22 protein-coding genes and 1 pseudogene are annotated in these 19,500 nt (G+C 61.3%); 10 read left to right on the top strand and 13 right to left on the bottom strand.

What is annotated here, in order from left to right; translation table 11 throughout:
* Positions 1–70: 70 nt before the first annotated feature.
* The gene (locus HU765_RS25750; RefSeq protein WP_186623839.1) at positions 71–703 is read right to left on the bottom strand and encodes a TetR family transcriptional regulator; all 633 of its coding nucleotides are present in this window, start codon (positions 701–703) and stop codon (positions 71–73) included.
* Positions 704–856: 153 nt separating this feature from the next.
* Positions 857–1,282: a hypothetical protein gene (locus HU765_RS25745; RefSeq protein WP_186623838.1), complete on the bottom strand. Its 426-nt coding sequence runs from the start codon at positions 1,280–1,282 to the stop codon at positions 857–859.
* Positions 1,283–1,664: 382 nt separating this feature from the next.
* On the opposite strand from HU765_RS25745, the gene HU765_RS25740 reads away from it, so the two are divergent.
* Positions 1,665–3,740: an AsmA family protein gene (locus HU765_RS25740; RefSeq protein ID WP_186623837.1), complete on the top strand. Its 2,076-nt coding sequence runs from the start codon at positions 1,665–1,667 to the stop codon at positions 3,738–3,740.
* Between the two features lie 120 nt (positions 3,741–3,860).
* On the opposite strand, the gene HU765_RS25735 is transcribed toward HU765_RS25740, so the two are convergent.
* Both HU765_RS25735 and HU765_RS25730 read right to left on the bottom strand, forming a co-directional pair.
* The gene (locus HU765_RS25735; RefSeq protein ID WP_186547575.1) at positions 3,861–4,391 is read right to left on the bottom strand and encodes a ferritin-like domain-containing protein; all 531 of its coding nucleotides are present in this window, start codon (positions 4,389–4,391) and stop codon (positions 3,861–3,863) included.
* 99 nt (positions 4,392–4,490) lie between these two features.
* Positions 4,491–5,429: a LysR substrate-binding domain-containing protein gene (locus tag HU765_RS25730; RefSeq protein ID WP_186623836.1), complete on the bottom strand. Its 939-nt coding sequence runs from the start codon at positions 5,427–5,429 to the stop codon at positions 4,491–4,493.
* A gap of 120 nt (positions 5,430–5,549) precedes the next feature.
* Here HU765_RS25730 and HU765_RS25725 point away from each other — a divergent pair, with 120 nt between their 5' ends.
* The 3 genes from HU765_RS25725 (at position 5,550) to HU765_RS25715 (ending at position 7,464) form a co-directional block, all read left to right on the top strand.
* The gene (locus HU765_RS25725; protein WP_186623835.1) at positions 5,550–6,188 is read left to right on the top strand and encodes an NAD(P)H-dependent oxidoreductase; all 639 of its coding nucleotides are present in this window, start codon (positions 5,550–5,552) and stop codon (positions 6,186–6,188) included.
* Positions 6,189–6,494, top strand: coding sequence for a multidrug efflux SMR transporter (locus HU765_RS25720; RefSeq protein ID WP_186547569.1), 306 nt, complete (start codon positions 6,189–6,191; stop codon positions 6,492–6,494).
* 91 nt (positions 6,495–6,585) lie between these two features.
* Positions 6,586–7,464 carry a triacylglycerol lipase gene (locus tag HU765_RS25715; protein WP_186623834.1) on the top strand — a complete coding sequence of 293 codons (879 nt, stop codon included), beginning with the start codon at positions 6,586–6,588 and terminating at the stop codon, positions 7,462–7,464.
* A 96-nt stretch (positions 7,465–7,560) separates the two neighbouring features.
* Here HU765_RS25715 and HU765_RS25710 read toward each other — a convergent pair whose 3' ends face one another.
* A complete protein-coding gene (locus tag HU765_RS25710) occupies positions 7,561–8,448 on the bottom strand; it encodes a DMT family transporter (RefSeq protein ID WP_186547565.1) in 888 nt (295 codons plus the stop codon).
* Positions 8,449–8,544: 96 nt separating this feature from the next.
* Here HU765_RS25710 and HU765_RS25705 point away from each other — a divergent pair, with 96 nt between their 5' ends.
* The 3 genes from HU765_RS25705 (at position 8,545) to HU765_RS25695 (ending at position 10,925) form a co-directional block, all read left to right on the top strand.
* Positions 8,545–9,339: a helix-turn-helix transcriptional regulator gene (locus HU765_RS25705; RefSeq protein WP_186623833.1), complete on the top strand. Its 795-nt coding sequence runs from the start codon at positions 8,545–8,547 to the stop codon at positions 9,337–9,339.
* A gap of 63 nt (positions 9,340–9,402) precedes the next feature.
* On the top strand, positions 9,403–9,708 hold the full coding sequence (locus HU765_RS25700) for a PsiF family protein (protein WP_186547561.1): 306 nt from the start codon (positions 9,403–9,405) through the stop codon (positions 9,706–9,708).
* Positions 9,709–9,911: 203 nt separating this feature from the next.
* The gene (locus HU765_RS25695; RefSeq protein ID WP_186547559.1) at positions 9,912–10,925 is read left to right on the top strand and encodes a hypothetical protein; all 1,014 of its coding nucleotides are present in this window, start codon (positions 9,912–9,914) and stop codon (positions 10,923–10,925) included.
* 198 nt (positions 10,926–11,123) lie between these two features.
* On the opposite strand, the gene HU765_RS25690 is transcribed toward HU765_RS25695, so the two are convergent.
* Complete coding sequence (locus HU765_RS25690) at positions 11,124–12,398, bottom strand: Hsp70 family protein (RefSeq protein WP_186623832.1); 1,275 nt, start codon at positions 12,396–12,398, stop codon at positions 11,124–11,126.
* Between the two features lie 289 nt (positions 12,399–12,687).
* Between HU765_RS25690 and HU765_RS25685 the strand changes: the two genes are divergently transcribed.
* Positions 12,688–13,632, top strand: coding sequence for a DnaJ C-terminal domain-containing protein (locus tag HU765_RS25685; protein WP_186623831.1), 945 nt, complete (start codon positions 12,688–12,690; stop codon positions 13,630–13,632).
* A 23-nt stretch (positions 13,633–13,655) separates the two neighbouring features.
* Positions 13,656–13,961, top strand: a complete 306-nt coding sequence (locus HU765_RS25680) for a chaperone modulator CbpM (RefSeq protein WP_186547552.1) — start codon at positions 13,656–13,658, stop codon at positions 13,959–13,961.
* A 161-nt stretch (positions 13,962–14,122) separates the two neighbouring features.
* On the opposite strand, the gene ureC is transcribed toward HU765_RS25680, so the two are convergent.
* The 7 genes from ureC to urtE form a co-directional block, all read right to left on the bottom strand.
* Positions 14,123–15,823, bottom strand: a complete 1,701-nt coding sequence (ureC, locus tag HU765_RS25675) for an urease subunit alpha (protein WP_186623830.1) — start codon at positions 15,821–15,823, stop codon at positions 14,123–14,125.
* 139 nt (positions 15,824–15,962) lie between these two features.
* Entirely contained in the window at positions 15,963–16,268 is a 306-nt protein-coding gene (locus HU765_RS25670) for an urease subunit beta (RefSeq protein WP_186623829.1), read from the bottom strand.
* Positions 16,265–16,801 (bottom strand): GNAT family N-acetyltransferase, encoded by a 537-nt coding sequence (locus HU765_RS25665; RefSeq protein ID WP_186547546.1) that lies wholly within the window; start codon positions 16,799–16,801, stop codon positions 16,265–16,267. The genes HU765_RS25670 and HU765_RS25665 overlap by 4 nt, the downstream gene beginning before the upstream one ends.
* A 5-nt stretch (positions 16,802–16,806) precedes the next feature.
* A complete protein-coding gene (locus tag HU765_RS25660; protein WP_186623824.1) occupies positions 16,807–17,340 on the bottom strand; it encodes a GNAT family N-acetyltransferase in 534 nt (177 codons plus the stop codon).
* Positions 17,341–17,349: 9 nt separating this feature from the next.
* A complete protein-coding gene (gene ureA / locus HU765_RS25655; RefSeq protein ID WP_003221215.1) occupies positions 17,350–17,652 on the bottom strand; it encodes an urease subunit gamma in 303 nt (100 codons plus the stop codon).
* Between the two features lie 160 nt (positions 17,653–17,812).
* On the bottom strand, positions 17,813–18,652 hold the full coding sequence (locus HU765_RS25650; RefSeq protein ID WP_186623823.1) for an urease accessory protein UreD: 840 nt from the start codon (positions 18,650–18,652) through the stop codon (positions 17,813–17,815).
* 44 nt (positions 18,653–18,696) lie between these two features.
* The gene (urtE, locus tag HU765_RS25645; protein ID WP_186623822.1) at positions 18,697–19,395 is read right to left on the bottom strand and encodes an urea ABC transporter ATP-binding subunit UrtE; all 699 of its coding nucleotides are present in this window, start codon (positions 19,393–19,395) and stop codon (positions 18,697–18,699) included.
* A 16-nt stretch (positions 19,396–19,411) separates the two neighbouring features.
* On the opposite strand from urtE, the pseudogene HU765_RS25640 reads away from it, so the two are divergent.
* Positions 19,412–19,500: pseudogene (locus tag HU765_RS25640) on the top strand (trypsin-like serine protease); the annotation flags it as partial.

Raw genomic sequence — 19,500 nt, 5'->3', positions numbered from 1 at the left:
GATAAACCGCTATCGCGAGCAGGCTCACTCCTACAGGGGGGATTTGCGGTGTGTCAGGTAGAGAAGGGGGTTACTCGGTACTGCCCAGCCCTTGCCAGTGCTTGAGGCCGATAAAGATGAAGCGCAGTTGTTGGGTAATCTTTGCCTGGGGCGTCAGGTGCTCCGGCAGGGCGGCGGCGGGTGGGTCGATGATGTCCGGCAGGGTGGCGAACACCGATTTGACGATCAGGTCGGCCACCACACCCAGACCGGCAGGGTCCAGGTGCTGGAGCTTGGGCATCAGGGTGAGGTCGGCGGCCAGGTCGGCACTGATGTTTTCGCGCAAGCGCCCGATGGCCTGGCGCACCGGCAGCGAGCCGCCGTACTGCTCACGCGCCAGAAACAGAAATTGCGAGCGGTTGGCGCTGACCACATCAAGAAAAATCCGCACCGAGGCATCGATGATGCCGCCCATGACAAATTCGTTGTGGCGCACCAGGCGGATGGTTTCGCGGAAGGTCTGGCCGACTTCGCTGACCAGCACCAGGCCAAGTTCGTCCATGTCGGCGAAATGGCGGTAAAAACCGGTGGGCACGATCCCGGCGGTTTTGCTCACTTCGCGCAGGCTCAGGCTGCCGAATCCTCGGCCGCTTTCCATCAGGTGGCGGGCAGCGTCCATCAGGGCGTTGCGGGTCTGTTGTTTCTGTTCGGCGCGGGGCAGCATCGCAGGGTGTTCTTCGACATGACAAGCGCCGCACTCTAGCAAATCGGCTTTATCGGCGTCGAACGGGAGAAGGTGGCGCGCAGGATTTTACGGGGTTTGAAAAGTCAAAAGCCCAATCCGGTGATTGGGCTTTTTTGCCAGGCCGCCATGGGCTTAGCTCAATTGGCTGTTGCGTTCGATCACACGGTCACCACCGCCTTCGGCGAGTGCTTGACCTAGTGGGGTTTTATCGAAGCCGTCATCCGCCAGGGTCTGGCCTTGTGGAGTGCGGTCGCTGCCGTCGGATGCCAGGGTCTGGCCTTGAGGAGTACGGTCGCTGCCATCGGATGCGAGGGTCTGACCTTGTGGCGTGCGATCGGAACCGTCTTGAACCAGGCCTTTTTCTTCCAGACGATCACGACCGCCTTCAGCCAGGGTCTGACCTTGTGGGGTACGGTCAGAGCCGTCCGCAGCAACGGTCTGGCTGAACACCGAGTGGCTGGTTTTCACTTGTGGGGTCGCCTGATCGGCAGCCGGCAGGGCAAAAGCGGTACTGGCTAACATCGACAGGGTAAGGCTGAGCAGTAATTGGCGTTTCATGATGGGTTGCTCCTTGGGAGGGCGATAAAGTGGGTACGGAGGCAATGCTACTCTCGATAAGTCGATATAAAAGTTCATAAACGCAATGGTAATAATCAACAGAATTGATTGTTCTGCGGGGAGGCTCTAGATCGGGCCTTTGCGGGCGACGGTTGTGCACCGTCGTGGGTATTTTCGACTCACTCGCGCCTCGCAAATGTGCGGGTTGCGGTAACACACCTAGACCGATCGGTCAGATTTGCCGCGCTGTTTATGGCTTAAACTGCCTTTGGATAAAACCTGCGGGCCTTTCGCCAGTCACAGACTGCATAAGGGCCGCTTCGGTCTGCCGTTTTAGCTGTGCGTCGGGGTTGGCGTGCGGTCGTGATCAGGAGCTTTGTGCATGACGCGCACTGGAAAAATCTTCAGCTGGACCTTCGCCATTTTCGCGCTGCTGCTGGCAGCGCTGATTCTGATCATCGTGTTTTTCGACTGGAACCGGATCAAACCGACCATCAACGCCAAAGTGTCGGAAGAACTGCATCGGGCGTTCGCCATCAACGGCAACCTCGCGGTGATCTGGCAGCGCGAGCCGGAGGAGGGCGGCTGGCGCGCCTGGGTACCGTGGCCGCATGTGGTCGCCGAGGACTTGAGCCTGGGCAATCCGGACTGGTCGAAACAGCCGCAAATGGTCACGCTGAAACGGGTCGAGCTGCGCATCTCGCCGCTGGCCTTGCTGGCGCAGCGCGTGGTGATTCCGCGGATCGACCTGACCGAGCCGAATGCCCAGCTGCAACGCCTGGCCGATGGCCGGGCCAACTGGACGTTCCAGTTTGATCCGAAAGACCCGAATGCCGAGCCGTCGAACTGGGTCGTCGACATCGGCGCGATTGGCTTCGACAAGGGCCACGTGACCCTCGACGATCAGACGCTCAAGACCGATCTCGATGTGTTGATTGATCCGCTCGGCAAACCGATTCCGTTCAGCGAGATTGTCGGCGACAAAGCGGCAAAAAATGCTCAGGACAAGGGCGGCGCACCACAGGATTACGCCTTTGCGCTCAAGGTCAAAGGTCGATACCACGGGCAGAATCTGACCGGGCAGGGCAAGATCGGCGGCTTGCTGGCGTTGCAGGACGCGAGCAAGCCGTTCCCGTTGCAGGCGCAGGCGAAGATCGGCGACACGCGTATCGAACTGGCCGGCACCCTGACCGATCCACTCAACCTCGGCGCCCTCGACCTGCGCCTGAAACTCGCTGGCGACAGTCTCGGCAATCTTTACCCACTGACCGGCGTGACCCTGCCGGACACACCGCCGTACTCTACCGACGGTCATCTGATCGCCAAACTGCATGAACCGGGCGGTGCGACATTCACCTATGAAAAATTCAACGGCAAAATCGGCGACAGTGACATTCATGGCGATCTGACTTATGTCGCCAGTCAGCCACGGCCAAAACTCAGTGGCGCGCTGCTGTCCAATCAACTGTTGTTCGCCGACCTCGCACCGCTGATTGGTGCCGATTCCAACGCCGAGCAAAAAGCCCGTGGCGGTGCGAGCAAGCAACCGGCGGACAAGGTGCTGCCGGTCGAAGAGTTCAAGACCGACCGCTGGCGCGCCATGGATGCTGATGTCGAATTCACCGGCAAGCGCATCGTTCACAGCGAAAAGCTGCCGTTCAACGACCTCTATACCCACCTGAAACTCAACGATGGCGAGCTCAGCCTCGAACCGCTGCGCTTCGGCGTGGCCGGCGGCACGCTGGATGCGCAGATCCGCCTCAATGGCCGCACCGAGCCGCTGGAAGGCCGGGCGCGATTGACCGCACGCAAATTCAAGCTCAAGGAGCTGTTCCCGACGTTCGAGCCGATGCAGACCAGTTTCGGTGAACTGCACGGCGATGCCGATATCAGCGGTCGCGGCAACTCCGTGGCCAGGTTGCTCGGCAGTGCCAACGGTAGCCTGAAGATGCTGATCAATGACGGCGCGATCAGTCGTGAACTGATGGAGTTGGCCGGGCTCAACGTCGGTAACTATGTGGTCGGCAAAATCTTTGGCGACAAGGAAGTGAAGATCAACTGCGCGGCGGCCGACCTCGACATCAAGACCGGCCTGGCGACGACGCGCCTGTTTGTGTTCGACACCGAGAACGCGATCATCTACGTCGACGGCACGGCGAACATGGCCACCGAGCAACTCGACCTGACGGTGACGCCGGAGTCCAAGGGCTGGCGCCTGATCTCGCTGCGGTCGCCGTTGTATGTGCGCGGCAAGTTCATCAAACCGGATGCGGGCGTCAAAGCCGTGCCGTTGATGCTGCGCGGGGCGGGGATGGTCGCACTGGGTGTGATCGCGGCACCGGCGGCGGGCTTGTTGGCGCTGGTCGCGCCGAGCGGCGGCGAGCCGAATCAGTGTGCGCCGTTGCTCGAGCAGATGAAGCAGGGCAAGGCGCCTGTCACCGTTAAACCCAACAAGTAATGGGGCGCCAGTAGTGGCCCCTTCGCGAGCAAGCCCGCTCCCACATTCGAATGCATTCCTTCAGTTGAAAGGTGATCAAACGTGGGAGCGAGCCTGCTCGCGAATACGGCCTGACTGGCGTTACAAATCTTTCAGAATGTCCGCCATGTCATCGGCATGCTCTTCTTCCTCGGCCAAAATGTCTTCGAAGATGCGCCGGGTGGTCGGGTCCTTGTCGCCCAGGTACTGGATGATCTCGCGGTAGCTGTCGATGGCAATGCGCTCGGCGACCAGGTCCTCGTAGACCATCTCTTTCAAGGTATTACCGGCCACGTATTGCGCGTGGGACAGCTGGCTCAACAGGTCGGGGTTGAATTCGGGCTCGCCGCCCAGTTGCACAATGCGTTCGGCCAGGCGATCGGCGTGCTCGGCTTCCTGATTGGCATGCTCGAGAAACTCATCGGCGGCGACGTTGGCTTTCAGGCCGTTGGCCATGAAATAGTGGCGCTTGTAGCGCAAGGTGCAGACCAGTTCGGTGGCCAGCGATTCATTGAGCAGGCGCAGCACCTCTTCCCGGTTGGCGCTGTAACTCTCGGTGACCGCGCCGTTTTCCACGTGTTGCCGGGCGCGTTCACGCAGGGTTTGAACATCAGACAAATGCAGGTCACTCATTTCATTCTCCTGGAGGCTAATCCGTCAGGCGCCACGTTCTGCTGACGCGGTCGCTACCCAGGTTGTGAGTTCTGCGCGCCGGGAAAAGTTTTATCGGTTTCATACCGGGTTCCCTGCGGTAGCGGCGGAAGGCTGCGCTCTTGGCGTCAGCCCAGACAACCGCGCCTCGTCCTGCAGCCAGCGAAAAAATGCGCGTACCGGCGGATGCCGTTCCCGTCCCGGCACGCAGAGCGCGCTGTAACCGGCGCCGTCGACCTGTACTTCACCGCGGTACGGCACGAGCAAACCGCTGGCGACGCTTTCCGACACTAGAACATTGCTCGCCAGCACCAGTCCCTGGCCGGCGATGGCCGCTTGCAGTGCGTAATGTTCCTCATCGTATTCGCGGTTGACCGGCTGCTGATCGAGCCAGCGCTCGCCGGCCTTGGCGCACCACGCTTGCCAGCCGTGCGCATAAAGTCTGGAGTTGTGCCAGCGCACGCTGATCAGCGTCGGCGTGCGTCGCGCGGCCAGCGCCACTTGCTCGGGCGAGCCGTACACCGCGAACGACTCATCGAACAGGCACAGGCCATAAAGGTTCGGGTAATCATCGAGGCTGTAGCGCAGAACCAGATCGACGCTGGCGTCCTGATGCAGATCGATGACTTCGCAATGGGTGTCGATGCGCACATTGATGTGCGGATGTTGCGCATAAAACCGGCCGAGGCGTGGCACCAGCCACAGTGCGGCGAAGGCGGCCGTGGTCGACAGCGTCAGGCTGCTGCCGCTGCGGTGGGGGCGCAGGGTGTCGACGCTTTGCGCCACTTCCAGCAGGGCGCCGTGCAGGCTGCGAAACAGCCGCTCACCGCCCTCGGTCAGGCGCACCTGACGCGGCAAGCGTTCGAACAGGGCGACGCCGAGCCAGTCTTCCAGCGAGCGAATCTGGTGGGAAATGGCCGTCGGCGTCACCGACAACTCCTCGGCGGCGGCTTTGAAACTGGATAACCGCGAAGCCGACTCGAAGGCGCGCAGGGCGGTCAGGGGCAGCGAGGCAAACATTCAACACTCCATGGATGAAATGAACTCATCCCGACTGACTTTTGCTCATTTGAATGGGCGCAGCTTCGAGCTTCAAGCTGCAGTTCTCAAGTGGTTTGATTCTAGTCGGAGGAATTGCAGATGAGCAGGATTCTTGTGGTGCATGCCAGTCCCAGAGGCGACCGGTCGACTTCGCGGCGTCTGGCGGAGGGTTTTTTGAGCGCTTGGCAGGCGCGCCATCCAGAGGGGCAGATCACCCGTCGGGAGGTCGGCCGAGTGCTGGTGCCGCCGGTCAATGAGGCGTTTGTGGCGGCGGCGTTTTATCCCGAGCCTGACGCGCGTCCGTTGTCGATGCAGGCTGATCTGGCGTTGAGCGATCAACTGGTCGGCGAATTGTTCGCGCATGACCTGCTGCTGATCTCCACGCCTATGTACAACTTCAGTGTGCCCAGCGGCCTCAAGGCCTGGGTGGATCAGATCGTGCGTCTGGGGCTGACTTTCGATCACACGCTGGACAATGGCGTCGCCCAGTACACCCCGTTGCTGCAAGGCAAAAAGGCCTTGATCGTCACCAGCCGCGGCGGCTTCGGCTTTGGCCCGGGCGGCGCGCTTGAGGCGTTGAATCATGCCGATCCGTGGTTGCGCACGGCGCTGGGGTTCGTCGGCATCAACGACGTCAGTGTGGTGGCCGCAGAAGGCGAAGAATCTGCCGAACGCACTTTTGCCGTGTCGGTGGCCGAGGCCGAGCAACGCCTGCTCGACCTGGCCAGGGTGTGCTAGATGGCCTGGCTGTTCTTGCTGATCGCCGCCGGGTTTGAAGTCACTTTTGCCATGGGCATGAAATACGCCGAAGGCTTCACCCGGCCCTGGCCGTCGCTGATCACGGTGGTTGCGGCGGTCGGCGGGATTTACTTTCTGACCCTGGCGATGCGCGACCTGCCGGTGAGCATTGCCTATCCGATCTGGACCGCGATTGGCTCGCTCGGCACGGTGTTCCTCGGATATGCCTTGCTGGGCGAGAGCCTGACCCTGGTCAAACTGCTCTCGGTGGGGCTGATTGTGGCGGGGGTGGTGGGGCTGAAGTAGGCTGGAGGTGGAGTTGTCATCATCGGGGTGGATGCTTGGCGGGCGTCTTGCACGTCTTGCAGCCACTCACCGACCACAAGGACGTTTACCCATGTCGACACGTTATCCACTGGTGCTGGTGCCGGGCATGCTCGGATTTGTCCGGCTGCTGCTTTACCCCTACTGGTACGGGATCATCAAGGCGCTGCGCCGTGGTGGTGCGACGGTGATCGCCGTGCAGGTCTCGCCGCTCCATTCGACCGAGGTGCGCGGCGAACAGTTGCTGGCGCGGATCGACGAAATCCTGCGTGAAACCGGCGCGCTGAAGGTCAACCTGTTCGGCCATAGCCAGGGCGCGTTGACGGCTCGCTACGCTGCTGCAAAACGGCCGGATCTGGTTGCTTCGGTAACCTCCGTGGCAGGCCCCAATCACGGCTCGGAACTGGCCGATTATCTGGAACAACACTACCCCGCCGACAGTGCCAAGGGCCGTCTGCTCGAAGCGCTGCTGCGCTGGGTCGGCTGGCTGATGGCGCTGATGGAAACCGGCTACCACGGGCCGAAACTGCCGGTGGATATCCACGCCTCGCACCAGTCGCTGACCCGCGCGGGCGTGGCGCTGTTCAATCAGCGTTATCCACAGGGCTTGTCGCCAACCTGGGGCGGGCACGGGCCGGAGGAGGTCAATGGCGTGCGCTATTACTCATGGTCGGGGACGTTGCAGCCGGGCAAGACTGATCGTGGCGGCAATCTCTTTGACGGGACGAATCGCAGTTGCCGCTTGTTCGCCAGAACCTTTGTCCGCGAACCGGGGCAGTGCGACGGCATGGTCGGGCGCTATAGCTCGCACCTGGGCACGGTGATCGGCGATGACTATCCGCTGGATCATTTCGACATCGTCAACCAGTCGCTGGGACTGGTCGGCAAGGGCGCGGATCCGGTGCGACTGTTTGTCGAGCATGCGGCGCGGCTGGAGGCGGCCGGGCTTTAGCCAGACAGACCGCGTTATCGCTCTTCGCGAGCAGGCTCGCTCCCACATCGAAATGCATACCCCTGTGGGAGCGAGCCTGCTCGCGAAGGCGTCGGTTCAGGCGATGCTGATTTTGCGGCCCAACACCGTGGTCCAGCGCTCAGACAAAACCACCCCACCCAACGTCAACAACCCACCCACCAAGTGATACAGCGCCAACTGCTCTTTCAACACCACAGCCGCAATCAACGCCGTAATCAACGGCAGCAGATTGAAAAACAACGTCGTGCGGCTCGGGCCCAGGCGCTGCACAGCCTGCATCCACGCCAGCGGCGCGACCATCGAGGCGAGCAGGCAGGCATATAGCACCAGCGGAATGTTCTGCAGGGTCAGACCGGTTTTCGGCGAAACGGCAAACAACGGAAACAACACCACAATCGCCACCAGCACCTGCAAGTACAGCAGCACCAAGGGCGGTAAACGCAGCTGCCATTTTTTCAGCAAGGTGCTGTAGACCGCGTAGGCGAGGGTGGCGATCAGCATCATCGCGTCACCCAGATTGACCCCGTGCTGCAACAACGCGCCGAGGCTGCCGGACGACACGACCACCAGCACGCCGGCAAACGACAGCACCGCACCGACCAGTGCCCCGGCGGTGAGGCGCTGGCCGAGACTGATGATCGCCATGGCCAGTGACATCAGCGGCATCAGCGACAGAATGATGCCCATGTTGGTCGCAGTGGTCAGGGTGGCAGCGAAGTACGCCAGGCTCTGATACACGGCCATGCCGAGCACGCCGAGGACGAAAATCCGCCCCAGGTTGGGACGAATCTGCGGCCAGTGCGCAATCACCTGTTTAAGCATGAAAGGGGTAAACAGCAACCCGGCCAGCAGCCAGCGGTAGAAACCGATCTCGGCGGGAAAAATCGCCCCGACGGCCAGTTTGTTGATTACGGTATTACCGGCCCAAATAAAAATCGCCAGCAGGGGAAACGCGTATTGCATGAGTTGAAACCAGTACGTTGATGAAGCGCAATTATCCTCTGTCTGGATGCAGCCCTATACTGCGAACCGGACAACCTGCCTTTGCAACCGGACAGCATGAACAGCAAACACATTGATCTGCTGGATTTCAGCGAACTGCCGTCAGCGGTGTATTTCCGCTATGCCGATTTCAGCGCCCACGAGTTCGCCGCACCGCACCGGCACCCTTGGGGAACGCTGGAATACGCCGCCCACGGCGTGCTGCACATGGACGTCGGCGGCAACCGCTTCATGTCGCCCCCGCAGTACGCCGTGTGGGTGCCGCCGCAGGTCGAGCACAGTTTCTACAGCCATCAGCCGGTCAACTATCGCGCGGTGTGTCTGGACCGGCAGGTCTGCGCCGGACTGCCGGCACAGGCCTGCACACTGGCGATCAGTGACATTCTCAAGGCGATTCTCAAGGACTTCGCCGCCCGCGACGTGAAGATACCCGAGCAGGAATCCGACCGGCGTCTGGCCCAGGTGCTGGTCGATCAGTTGCAACAGGCGCCAGTGCATGAGTGTTATCTGCCTTACGCCAGCAGCCCCGGTTTGCTGGCGATTCTCGACGCCTTGCAGGCCGAACCGGGCAGCAATCAGCCGCTGGCGCATTGGGCGGCGCAAGTGCATGTCAGCGAGCGCACGCTGGCGCGGCAGTTTGTCCGTGAACTGGGGATGAGTTTTGGCGAATGGCGTCAACGCTTGCGCTATCTGGCGGCGATCGAGCTACTTGATACGGCGCGCAGCGTGCAGGAAATCGCCTTTGATCTGGGCTACAGCAGCGGCTCGGCGTTTATCGCCATGTTCGCCCGGCAGGCCGGCTGTACGCCGGAGCAGTATCGGCGCAGTCACCTGGAAGGCAGGAAGGTGTAACAGGATTTGGCTACACTCCTGCAGAGGCTGCATCCATCGGTGCGGCGACAAGGAGAAAACTCCATGAAGATGTTGCGTGTCCCGTTGTTGATGATTGGTTTGCTCCTGTGTTCCCAGGGTTTCGCCGCCACGGCGCAACAAAACAAGATGACCACCTGCAATGCCGATGCGACCGCCAAGAGCCTCAAGGGCGACGAGCGCAAAGCCTTCATGAGCACCTGCCTGAAAGCGGCGCCTGCGGCCAACGATGGCAAGGTGCTGACGCCGCAGCAGCAGAAAATGAGCACCTGCAATGCCGATGCGAAAACCCAGGCGCTGACGGGGGATGCGCGCAAGGCGTTCATGAGTGATTGCCTGAAAAAGAAATAAGCATTTGAGCCTTGTGGTGAGCGGGCGGGCCTCTTCGCGAGCAGGCTCGCTCCCACATTTGAAATGCACTCCCCTGTGGGAGCGAGCCTGCTCGCGAAAGCGTCGGTGCGCGCACCGCCAATGTCTCACCCGCATATCCCTAGTGCTAACCCCGGATCGCTGGCAGACTGCCCATCCTTTCACGCCGTTCGTTTTGAGGCTGTATGCCAACGTTTTCTGAGCGTCATGTTGTGTTCTGGGTCAGCTGCATCATCATATTTGGCGGTTTGCTGCTGGTGCTGCCACTGCGCTTGCTGCCGAGCCTGTTAGCCGGCTTGTTGGTGTTCGAGCTGGTCAACATGCTCACCCCGCAACTGCAACGGCTGATCGAAGGGCGGCGTGCGCGCTGGCTGGCGGTGGCGTTGCTGGGCACGTTGGTGGTCAGTGTGCTGGCTTTGCTCTTCGCCGGGGCCATCAGTTTTCTTTTGCACGAAGCGGAAAACCCGGGCGCCTCGCTCGATAAATTCATGGGCGTGGTCGACCGTGCGCGCGGGCAGTTGCCGCCGTTCATTGACGCTTATCTGCCGGCCAGCGCGGCGGAGTTTCGCGTGGCGATCGGCGAATGGATGAGCAAACACCTGTCCGACCTGCAACTGGTTGGCAAGGACGCCGCGCACATGTTCGTCACGTTGCTGATCGGCATGGTGCTCGGCGCGATCATCGCGCTGCAGCGCATTCCCGACGTGACCAAGCGCAAGCCCTTGGCCGCCGCCCTGTTCGACCGTTTGCATCTGCTGGTGCAGGCGTTTCGCAACATCGTTTTTGCGCAGATCAAGATTTCCCTGCTCAACACCTTCTTCACCGGCATCTTCCTCGCGGTGGTCCTGCCGATGCTGGGCATCAAGCTGCCGCTGACCAAGACCCTGATCGTGCTGACCTTCCTGCTCGGCCTGCTGCCGGTAATCGGCAACCTGATATCGAACACGCTGATCACCATCGTCGGCCTGTCGCTGTCGATCTGGGTGGCGATGGCTGCGCTGGGTTATCTGATCTTTATCCACAAGCTCGAATACTTCCTCAATGCGCGCATCGTCGGCGGGCAGATCAGTGCCAAGTCGTGGGAGTTGCTGCTGGCGATGCTGGTGTTCGAAGCCGCGTTCGGCCTGCCAGGGGTGGTGGCGGGGCCGATTTATTATGCGTACCTGAAGAGCGAATTGAAGCTCGGAGGAATGGTGTAAGGCAAAGAATGCAGAGTGAGTGATGACTGTGGCGAGGGGATTTATCCTGTGGCGAGGGGATTTATCCCCGCTGGGCCGCGAAGCGGCCCCGCTCCTGAGCTTGAAAGCAGGGGCCTGCTGCGCAGGCCAACGGGGATAAATCCCCTCGCCACAGGATAAATCCCCTGCCATAAAGCCCCCCGATATCTGGGGGCGGGATCAGGCCATCGAACCGTAGCGTTTCATGGCTTCGATCGCCAAGCCGCTACCAATGCTGCCAAAGATATTCCCTTCAACATGCCTCGCGTTGGGCAGCATCGCCGAGACGCTGTTGCGCAGCGCCGGAATGCCGCTGGAACCGCCAGTGAAGAACACCGTGTCGATATGATCGACCGCCACGCCGGCGTCATTCAACAGTTGCGTGACACTGCCGCGCACCCGCTCCAATAGCGCTTCGATCGCCGATTCGAACAACGCACGCGTCAGCTCGACGCTCAGCCCGGCCTCGATGCGGTCCAGCGGCACGTGGCGGCTATCGGCGTGGGTCAATTGAATCTTGGTTTCTTCCACTTCCATCGCCAGCCAGTGGCCGGCACGTTGTTCGATCAATTTGAACAGACGATCGATACCGCCGGTGTCCTCGATGTCGTAACGCATGCTGGCCAGCGCCAGGCTGGTTTTCTGTGAGTACACCGAGTTGATGGTGTGCCAGGTCGCCAGGTTCATGTGGTGGCTGGTCGGCATGTAGGCGCCGCTCTTCATGCGGCTGCCATAACCGAACAGCGGCATCAGGCCTTGCAGGCTCAGTTGCTTGTCGAAGTCGGTTCCACCGATGTGCACGCCGCCGGTGGCGAGGATGTCGTCGTGACGGTTCTCGACACCGCGCCGCTCGGGCGACAGGCGCACCAGCGAGAAGTCGGACGTACCGCCGCCGATGTCGACGATCAGCACCAGCTCTTCCTTTTCGATGGTCGACTCATAGTCGAATGCCGCGGCGATCGGCTCATACTGAAACGACACGTCCTTGAAACCGATTTTGCGCGCCACTTCGACCAGAGTGTCTTCGGCTTCCTGGTCGGCCAGCGGATCGTCATCGACGAAAAACACCGGACGGCCCAGCACCACTTGCTCGAATTCCCGCCCGGCGGTGGTCTCGGCGCGGGCCTTGAGCTGGCCGATGAACAGCCCGAGCAAGTCCTTGAACGGCATGGCCGTGCCGAGAACGCTGGTGTCATGCTTGATCAGCTTGGAGCCGAGCAGGCTTTTCAGCGAGCGCATCAGCCGGCCTTCGTAGCCTTCCAGGTATTCGTGCAGCGCCAGACGACCGTACACCGGGCGGCGCTCCTCGATATTGAAGAAGACCACCGACGGCAGGGTGATCTTGTCGTCTTCCAGCGCAATCATGGTGTCCATGCCGGGGCGCAGCCAGCCGACGGTGGAGTTGGACGTGCCGAAGTCGATGCCACAGGCACGGGCTGGAGAGGCGTCTTTCATGTCTTTCGGTTCCGGTCAAAAAACGGCCGCGCAGTGTATGTCAGTGCGCGCCAGATTCGAAGGCCGGTCATCTGCTATTTCGCGACTGAACCGGTTGAAAATCGCCGGTTCGCCCCAAACTTGCTGGCATGGGCCGGCAGACACACCGGCGGTCGCAAGAACCGCCGTCCACTGCCGATAAACTTCTGCGGCGCCACCCGGTCACAACCTTGAGATCGGTCAACCCGGCACGCGCCAATTGGCGCACGCTGGGACAGGCGCGAAATCGATAACGGATGGTGATCCTTCAATGGACTTCAAAGACTATTACAAAATACTTGGCGTGGAGCCGACAGCCGACGACAAGGCCATCAAGGCGGCCTATCGCAAGCTGGCGCGCAAATACCACCCCGATGTCAGCAAGGAAAAGGACGCCGAGGCCAAGTTCAAGGACGCCTCGGAAGCCTATGAAGCGCTGAAAAGCGCCGACAAGCGCGCCGAATACGACGAATTGCGTCGTTATGGCCAGCACGGTCAGCCGTTCCAGGGGCCACCGGGCTGGCAGAGCCGTGGCGGTTTTGGCGGCGGCGGTGGCGATACCGGCGACTTCTCAGACTTTTTCAGTTCGATCTTCGGCAACCGCGGCCCCGGTTTCGGTGGCGCGCAGGGCGGCCAATCACGCGGACGGCGAGGGCAAGACGTGGAAATGGAACTGCCGGTCTTCCTCGAAGAAACCCTGGCCAACGAGTCGAAGAAAGTCACCTTTCAGGTGCCGCAATACAATGCCAACGGCCAGCATGTCAGCAACACCAGCAAGAGCCTGAACGTAAAGATTCCGGCCGGCGTGGCTGACGGCGAGCGCATCCGCCTCAAAGGCCAGGGCGCACCGGGCGTTGGCGGCGGGGCGAATGGCGACCTGTACCTGACCATTCGTTTTGCGCCGCACCCGAAGTTCGATGTCGAGGGCGAGAACCTGATCATCACCTTGCCGCTGGCCCCGTGGGAGCTGGCGCTGGGCACGGAAGTGGCCGTGCCGACCCTGACCGGCAAGATCAACCTCAAGGTGCCCGCCGGCAGCCAGAACGGCCAGCGCATGCGTGCCAAAGGCCATGGCCTGAAGAACAAGGCCGGCGAGCGCGGTTATCTGTTTGTGCAACTCAAAGCGGTCATGCCGAAAACGTCTGACGATGAGGTCAAGGCGCTGTGGCAGGAACTGGCAAAAAAAGCTGCGTTCAATCCGCGAGAGAACTTCTGAACCCGACGACGGAGTAGCCCATCATGAGCAGCCCCCTGAGCGTTCAACTGGACCTGGCAGAATTCTGTGAGGCGGCCGATTTACCGGACGTCTACGTGATCGAAATCGTCGAACACGGCATCCTCGAACCTCAGGGCGCACAGCCCCGGGAATGGCGCTTCACCGATTACGAACTGGCCTTGGCCAAGCGCGCCGCCAAGCTGCGCCGCGATTTGGAGCTGGAATGGGAAGGAGTGGCGCTGGCGCTGGATCTGCTGGAGGAAGTGCGTGAGTTGCGCGCCGAGAACCGGATGCTGCGTCAGCGGTTGGGGCGGTTGGTGGTTGAGTAGTCAGTCTGATGTATATCGGTGGCTGGCCCGGCCTCTTCGCGAGCAAGCCCGCTCCCACAGGAGTGCGCATTCCAATGTGGGAGCGGGCTTGCTCGCGAAGAACGATGACGCAGGTCATTCTGATTCAACATTGAACAGGCCCCAAAGGGCCTTTTTTGTTGTCAAAACAAAAAGTACCGCTGCGCCATCGGCAGAGTTTCCGCTGGCTCGCACCACAGCAAAACCCCATCGGCCTTGACCTGATAGGTCTGCGGATCGACGTCGATTTTCGGCAAATAATCGTTATGAATCAGATCGGTTTTCTGCACGTCGCGGCAGCCTTTCACCACGGCGATTTTTTTCTTCAGCCCAAGCGCTTCCGGTAGCCCGGCTTCGTGCGCGGCCTGGCTGATAAAGGTCAGGCTGGTCGCGTGCAACGAGCCGCCGTAACTGGCAAACATCGGTCGGTAGTGCACCGGTTGTGGCGTCGGAATAGAGGCGTTGGCATCGCCCATCAGACTGGCTGCAATCGCGCCGCCCTTGAGGATCAGCGTTGGTTTCACGCCGAAAAACGCCGGGCGCCACAGCACCAGATCGGCCCACTTGCCGACTTCCACTGAACCGACTTCATGGCTGATGCCATGGGTGATCGCCGGGTTGATGGTGTATTTGGCGATGTAGCGTTTGGCGCGGAAGTTATCGTTGCCTGCGCCGTCCTGCGGCAGCGGGCCGCGCTGTTTTTTCATTTTGTCGGCGGTCTGCCAAGTGCGCGTGATCACTTCGCCGACGCGGCCCATGGCCTGGCTGTCGGAGCTGATCATCGAAAACGCACCGAGGTCATGCAGGATGTCTTCGGCGGCGATCGTTTCGCGGCGGATGCGGCTTTCAGCAAAGGCGACGTCTTCGGCAATGCTCGGGTCGAGGTGGTGGCAGACCATCAGCATGTCGAGGTGTTCGTCGATGGTGTTGCGGGTGAACGGTCGGGTCGGGTTGGTCGAACTCGGCAGTACGTTGGGGAAACCGCAGGCCTTGATGATGTCCGGCGCATGGCCGCCGCCGGCACCTTCGGTGTGATAGGTGTGGATGGTGCGACCCTTGAACGCGCCGAGGGTGGTTTCGACGAAACCGGACTCGTTGAGGGTGTCGGTGTGGATTGCGACCTGGACGTCGAACTGATCGGCGACGTTGAGGCAGTTGTCGATGCTCGCCGGGGTGGTGCCCCAATCTTCGTGCAGCTTGAGGCCGATGGCGCCGGCCCTGACCTGCTCGATCAACGGTTCCGGCAGACTGGCGTTGCCCTTGCCGGTGAGACCGATGTTCATCGGGAACGCATCGGCGGCCTGGAGCATGCGCGCCAGATGCCATGGCCCCGACGTGCAGGTGGTGGCGTTGGTCCCGGTGGCAGGTCCCGTGCCGCCGCCGATCATGGTGGTGACGCCGCTCATCAAGGCTTCTTCGATCTGCTGCGGGCAAATGAAATGGATGTGCGTGTCGATGCCGCCCGCGGTGAGGATCATGCCTTCGCCGGCAATCACTTCGGTGCCGGCGCCGATGGCGATGGTCACGCCGGGCTGGACGTCGGGGTTGCCGGCCTTGCCGATGCCGGCGATGCGCCCGTCCTTGAGGCCGACGTCAGCCTTGACGATGCCCCAGTGATCGATGATCAGCGCGTTGGTGATCAGCGTGTCGACCACCTCGGCGGCGAGCAACTGGCTCTGGCCCTGACCGTCGCGGATGACTTTGCCGCCGCCGAATTTCACTTCTTCGCCGTAGGTGGTGAAGTCCTGTTCGACTTCGATCCACAGTTCGGTATCGGCCAGGCGCACCTTGTCGCCGACGGTGGGGCCGAACATGTCGGCGTAGGCGCTTCTAGAAATCTTCATGTGCTTGCCTTGGGATTCAATTGGGTCTGAAATCGCTCGCATTACTCGCTTTCGCGAGCAGGCTCGCTCCTACATTTGATCGCGGTCTCATGTAGGAGTGAGCCTGCTCGCGATAGCTTTCTTGCAGTCACCTGATGGCTTAAAGATCACCCATGACGCGTCCGGCAAAGCCGAACACCCGGCGATGTCCGGCGTAATCGACCAGCTCGACCTCACGGCTCTGGCCAGGCTCGAAGCGCACGGCGGTGCCGGCGGGAATATTCAGGCGCATGCCGCGACTGGCCGCGCGGTCGAAGGTCAGCGCGTCGTTGGTTTCGAAAAAGTGATAGTGCGAGCCGACCTGGATCGGCCGGTCGCCGCTGTTGGCGACATTCAGGCTGAGGGTGCGACGGCCGGCGTTGAGTTCGATGTCGCCGGGCTGGATCTGGTATTCGCCGGGAATCATGGCTGGGCTCCTTGCAGAATCTTGTAATAGAGAGCGGTCGGGCGGTACGTGCCGTTCGGGTCACAGGCGTAATCGGGAATTTCGCCGGCGCGGATATAACCCAGCGCTTGATAGAACGCTTCAGCCGGCGAGCCCGCTTCCGTATCGAGGTAGAGCAGGCCGCGCTTGAGATGGCGCGCCTCAAGCTCCAGCGCACTCATCAATTGCTGACCGAGGCCGCGGCGGCGGGCGTCTTCGCGCACCAGCAGTTTCTGCACTTCGGCGCGATTCAAGCCGTTGGCCTTCTGGCACAGCGCCAACTGCACGCTGGCCTGGACCTGTTCGTCCTTGACCACCACCCAGAGCAGCACATGGCCTTTGTTCACGTTGTCCTGGACGTCATCGAAATAGGCGTGCGCCTGCGCGGCATCGAGATCGCCCATGAAGCCGACGCTGGCGCCGTATCCCACAGCGTCGAGCAGCAGGTCGATCAAGCCCTGACGGTAGTGAGCAAAACTTTCAGCGTTGACGCGACGCAGTTGGGCAGCGTTCATCAGTGTCACTCCTTGTGGGCGTCAGGCGGCTCTGCGCCGGGATTGAGGGTCAATTGCATGAAGGTCAAGTCGAGCCAGCGACCGAACTTGGTGCCGACTTGCGGCATCTGCCCGGTGACGATGAAACCGGCGCGCTGATGCAGACGAATCGAGGCGGCGTTGCCGCTTTCGATCGCGGCGACCATGACATGCTTGTTGCAGGTTTTTGCCCGTTCAATCAGCGCAGTCATCAGTTGCGGACCGAGGCCGTTGCCGCGCTGGTCGCTGCGCACGTACACCGAGTGTTCGACGGTGTGGCGGAACCCGTCGAACGGCCGCCAGTCGCCGAACGAAGCGTAGCCGAGAACGCTGTTGTCGCCGCCGACGATCACCAGAACCGGATAAGCCTGAGCCTGACGCGCGCTGAACCACGCCTGGCGGTTAGCGAGGTCGACGGCCTGTTCATTCCAGATTGCCGTGGTGTTGAGCACCGCGTCGTCATAGATGTCACGGATCGCCGGCAGGTCGGCCTGAGTCGCATCGCGGATGCTGTAAGTCATGGCGCGGCCTCAGACGATTGGCTGGTGAACGGTGACCAGTTTGGTGCCGTCGGGAAACGTCGCCTCGACCTGGATTTCCGGGATCATTTCCGGGATGCCTTCCATCACTTGCTCGCGGCTGAGCAGGGTGGTGCCGTAGTGCATCAGCTCGGCCACGGTCTGGCCGTCGCGGGCGCCTTCTAGCAGCGCGGCGGAGATGTAGGCCATGGCTTCCGGGTAGTTGAGCTTCACGCCGCGGGCCAGCCGCCGCTCGGCGACGAGGCCGGCGGTGAAGATCAGCAGCTTGTCTTTTTCGCGTGGGGTCAGGTCCATTGTTGGGGTTCCATCAGGGCAGATTGAAAAATTATTCAGGGTTGCAAACACATTCCCCTGTAGGAGTGAGCCTGCTCGCGATAGCGGTGTGTCATTTCATTATTTTTTGGCTGACACACTGCTATCGCGAGCAGGCTCACTCCTACAGGGGGAATGCATTTCAGGTGTTCCAGATTCGTGGTGGCATCGCTTCGCGGCCGAGCAGCGCAGGTCTGAGCAGTCGCCATAAATCAATCAGCCACGCCCGGGCGAGTAATGCTTCAGAGGCCAGACACCGCGCCACCACTAACCCCGGCAACTGGGTCAGATCCCCACGCACCGCATGCCCCAGCGAGCGGCAACGCTCCAGCAGCTCGGCATCGATCTCACCGGTGACCAACAGCGTCGCAAACACCGGTTGCCCATCCAGACCGATCGGCGAATCAAGCAAACCATCCGCGCCGACAATGCGCTGCCGTTCATGCCAGAGCAACCGGCCGTCGCGGCGAATATCCAGGTGCGCCTGAAAATGCCCGAGGTCAAAACGCTCGCCACTGGCCGGGCGACCCAGCGCCACCACGTCCCAGTAGAACAGCCGCGCGTCGCCTTCAAGCTCGATCGTTGTGGTGAGTTCAGCCTGCGCGGCGCTGTAGACGATGGTTTCCTGCGGCAGCCATTCCAGCGTCGCGCCAGCCGCGACCTGCAAGTCGAGTTGCTGATAGGCCGGGCCTGCTGCGCGATACCACTTGGCGGCGCCGGGACTGGTGATTTGCGCCCAGGCGTTGTGTTCGACGCAGGCGCTGATGTTCAGCCGGTCGCCACCGGCGATCCCGCCCGGTGGGTGGACAATGATGTGCTGGCAAACTTCAGGGCCTTCGGCATACAGGTGCTTTTGCACCCGCAACGGGCCGAGGTGACGCCGCTGGATCGGGCGCGTGCAATCGCCAAAACGCGCGTAAGCCAGTTCCAGCTCGGCGTGCCAGCTCGGGGTAAACAGGGCAGGTGCAACAATTGAATTCATGGTTTTGTGATTATCGTTAGGAAGCTACAGATTAGACCGCCGCGTTAGATCGTGACCAGACCGCGCACACCTTCGGCCTCCATATTTTCACCGCGGCCCTGCTGGACGATCTCACCGCGAGACATCACCAGGTATTGATCGGCCAGTTCGGCGGCGAAATCGTAGAACTGCTCGACCAGCAAAATCGCCATGTCGCCCCGTGCCGCGAGTTGCTTGATCACCGCGCCGATCTCCTTGATCACCGACGGTTGAATGCCTTCGGTGGGCTCATCAAGAATCAGCAAGCGCGGACGGCTGGCCAGCGCTCGGCCGATCGCCAGTTGCTGTTGCTGACCGCCGGACAGATCGCCGCCACGACGTTGCTTCATTTGTAGCAGCACCGGGAACAGTTCGTAGATGAACGCTGGGACTTCTTTGGCTTCAGAGCCGGGAAAGCGCGACAGACCCATCAACAAATTTTCTTCCACGGTCAGGCGGCCGAAAATCTCCCGACCCTGCGGCACGTAGGCGATGCCGGCGTGCACCCGCTGATGCGGCTTGAACGAGGTAATCGGTTTGCCTTCCCAGCTCACCGCGCCGTCCTTGGCCGGCAGCAGGCCCATCAGGCATTTGAGCAGGGTGGTCTTGCCCACGCCGTTACGGCCGAGCAGGCAGGTGACTTCGCCGACCTTCACGTCAAAGCTCAGGCCGCGCAGGATGTGGCTACCGCCGTAGTATTGGTGCAGCTTGTCGACTTGCAGCATGTCCAGAATCTCCTCAAATCCCCTTGTAGGTAACTCCGGTGGCCCGCTGTTCAACCTCAACGGTGAAGTGGTCGGGATCAACTCGCAGATTTACACCCGCTCCGG

The sequence above is a fragment of the Pseudomonas sp. SWRI81 genome, from assembly GCF_014268545.1.
Classification (GTDB): Bacteria; Pseudomonadota; Gammaproteobacteria; order Pseudomonadales; family Pseudomonadaceae; genus Aquipseudomonas; species Aquipseudomonas hamedanensis.
The sequence above is the reverse complement of the archived record's forward strand: the minus strand, read 5'-3'. Positions and strand labels throughout refer to the sequence as shown.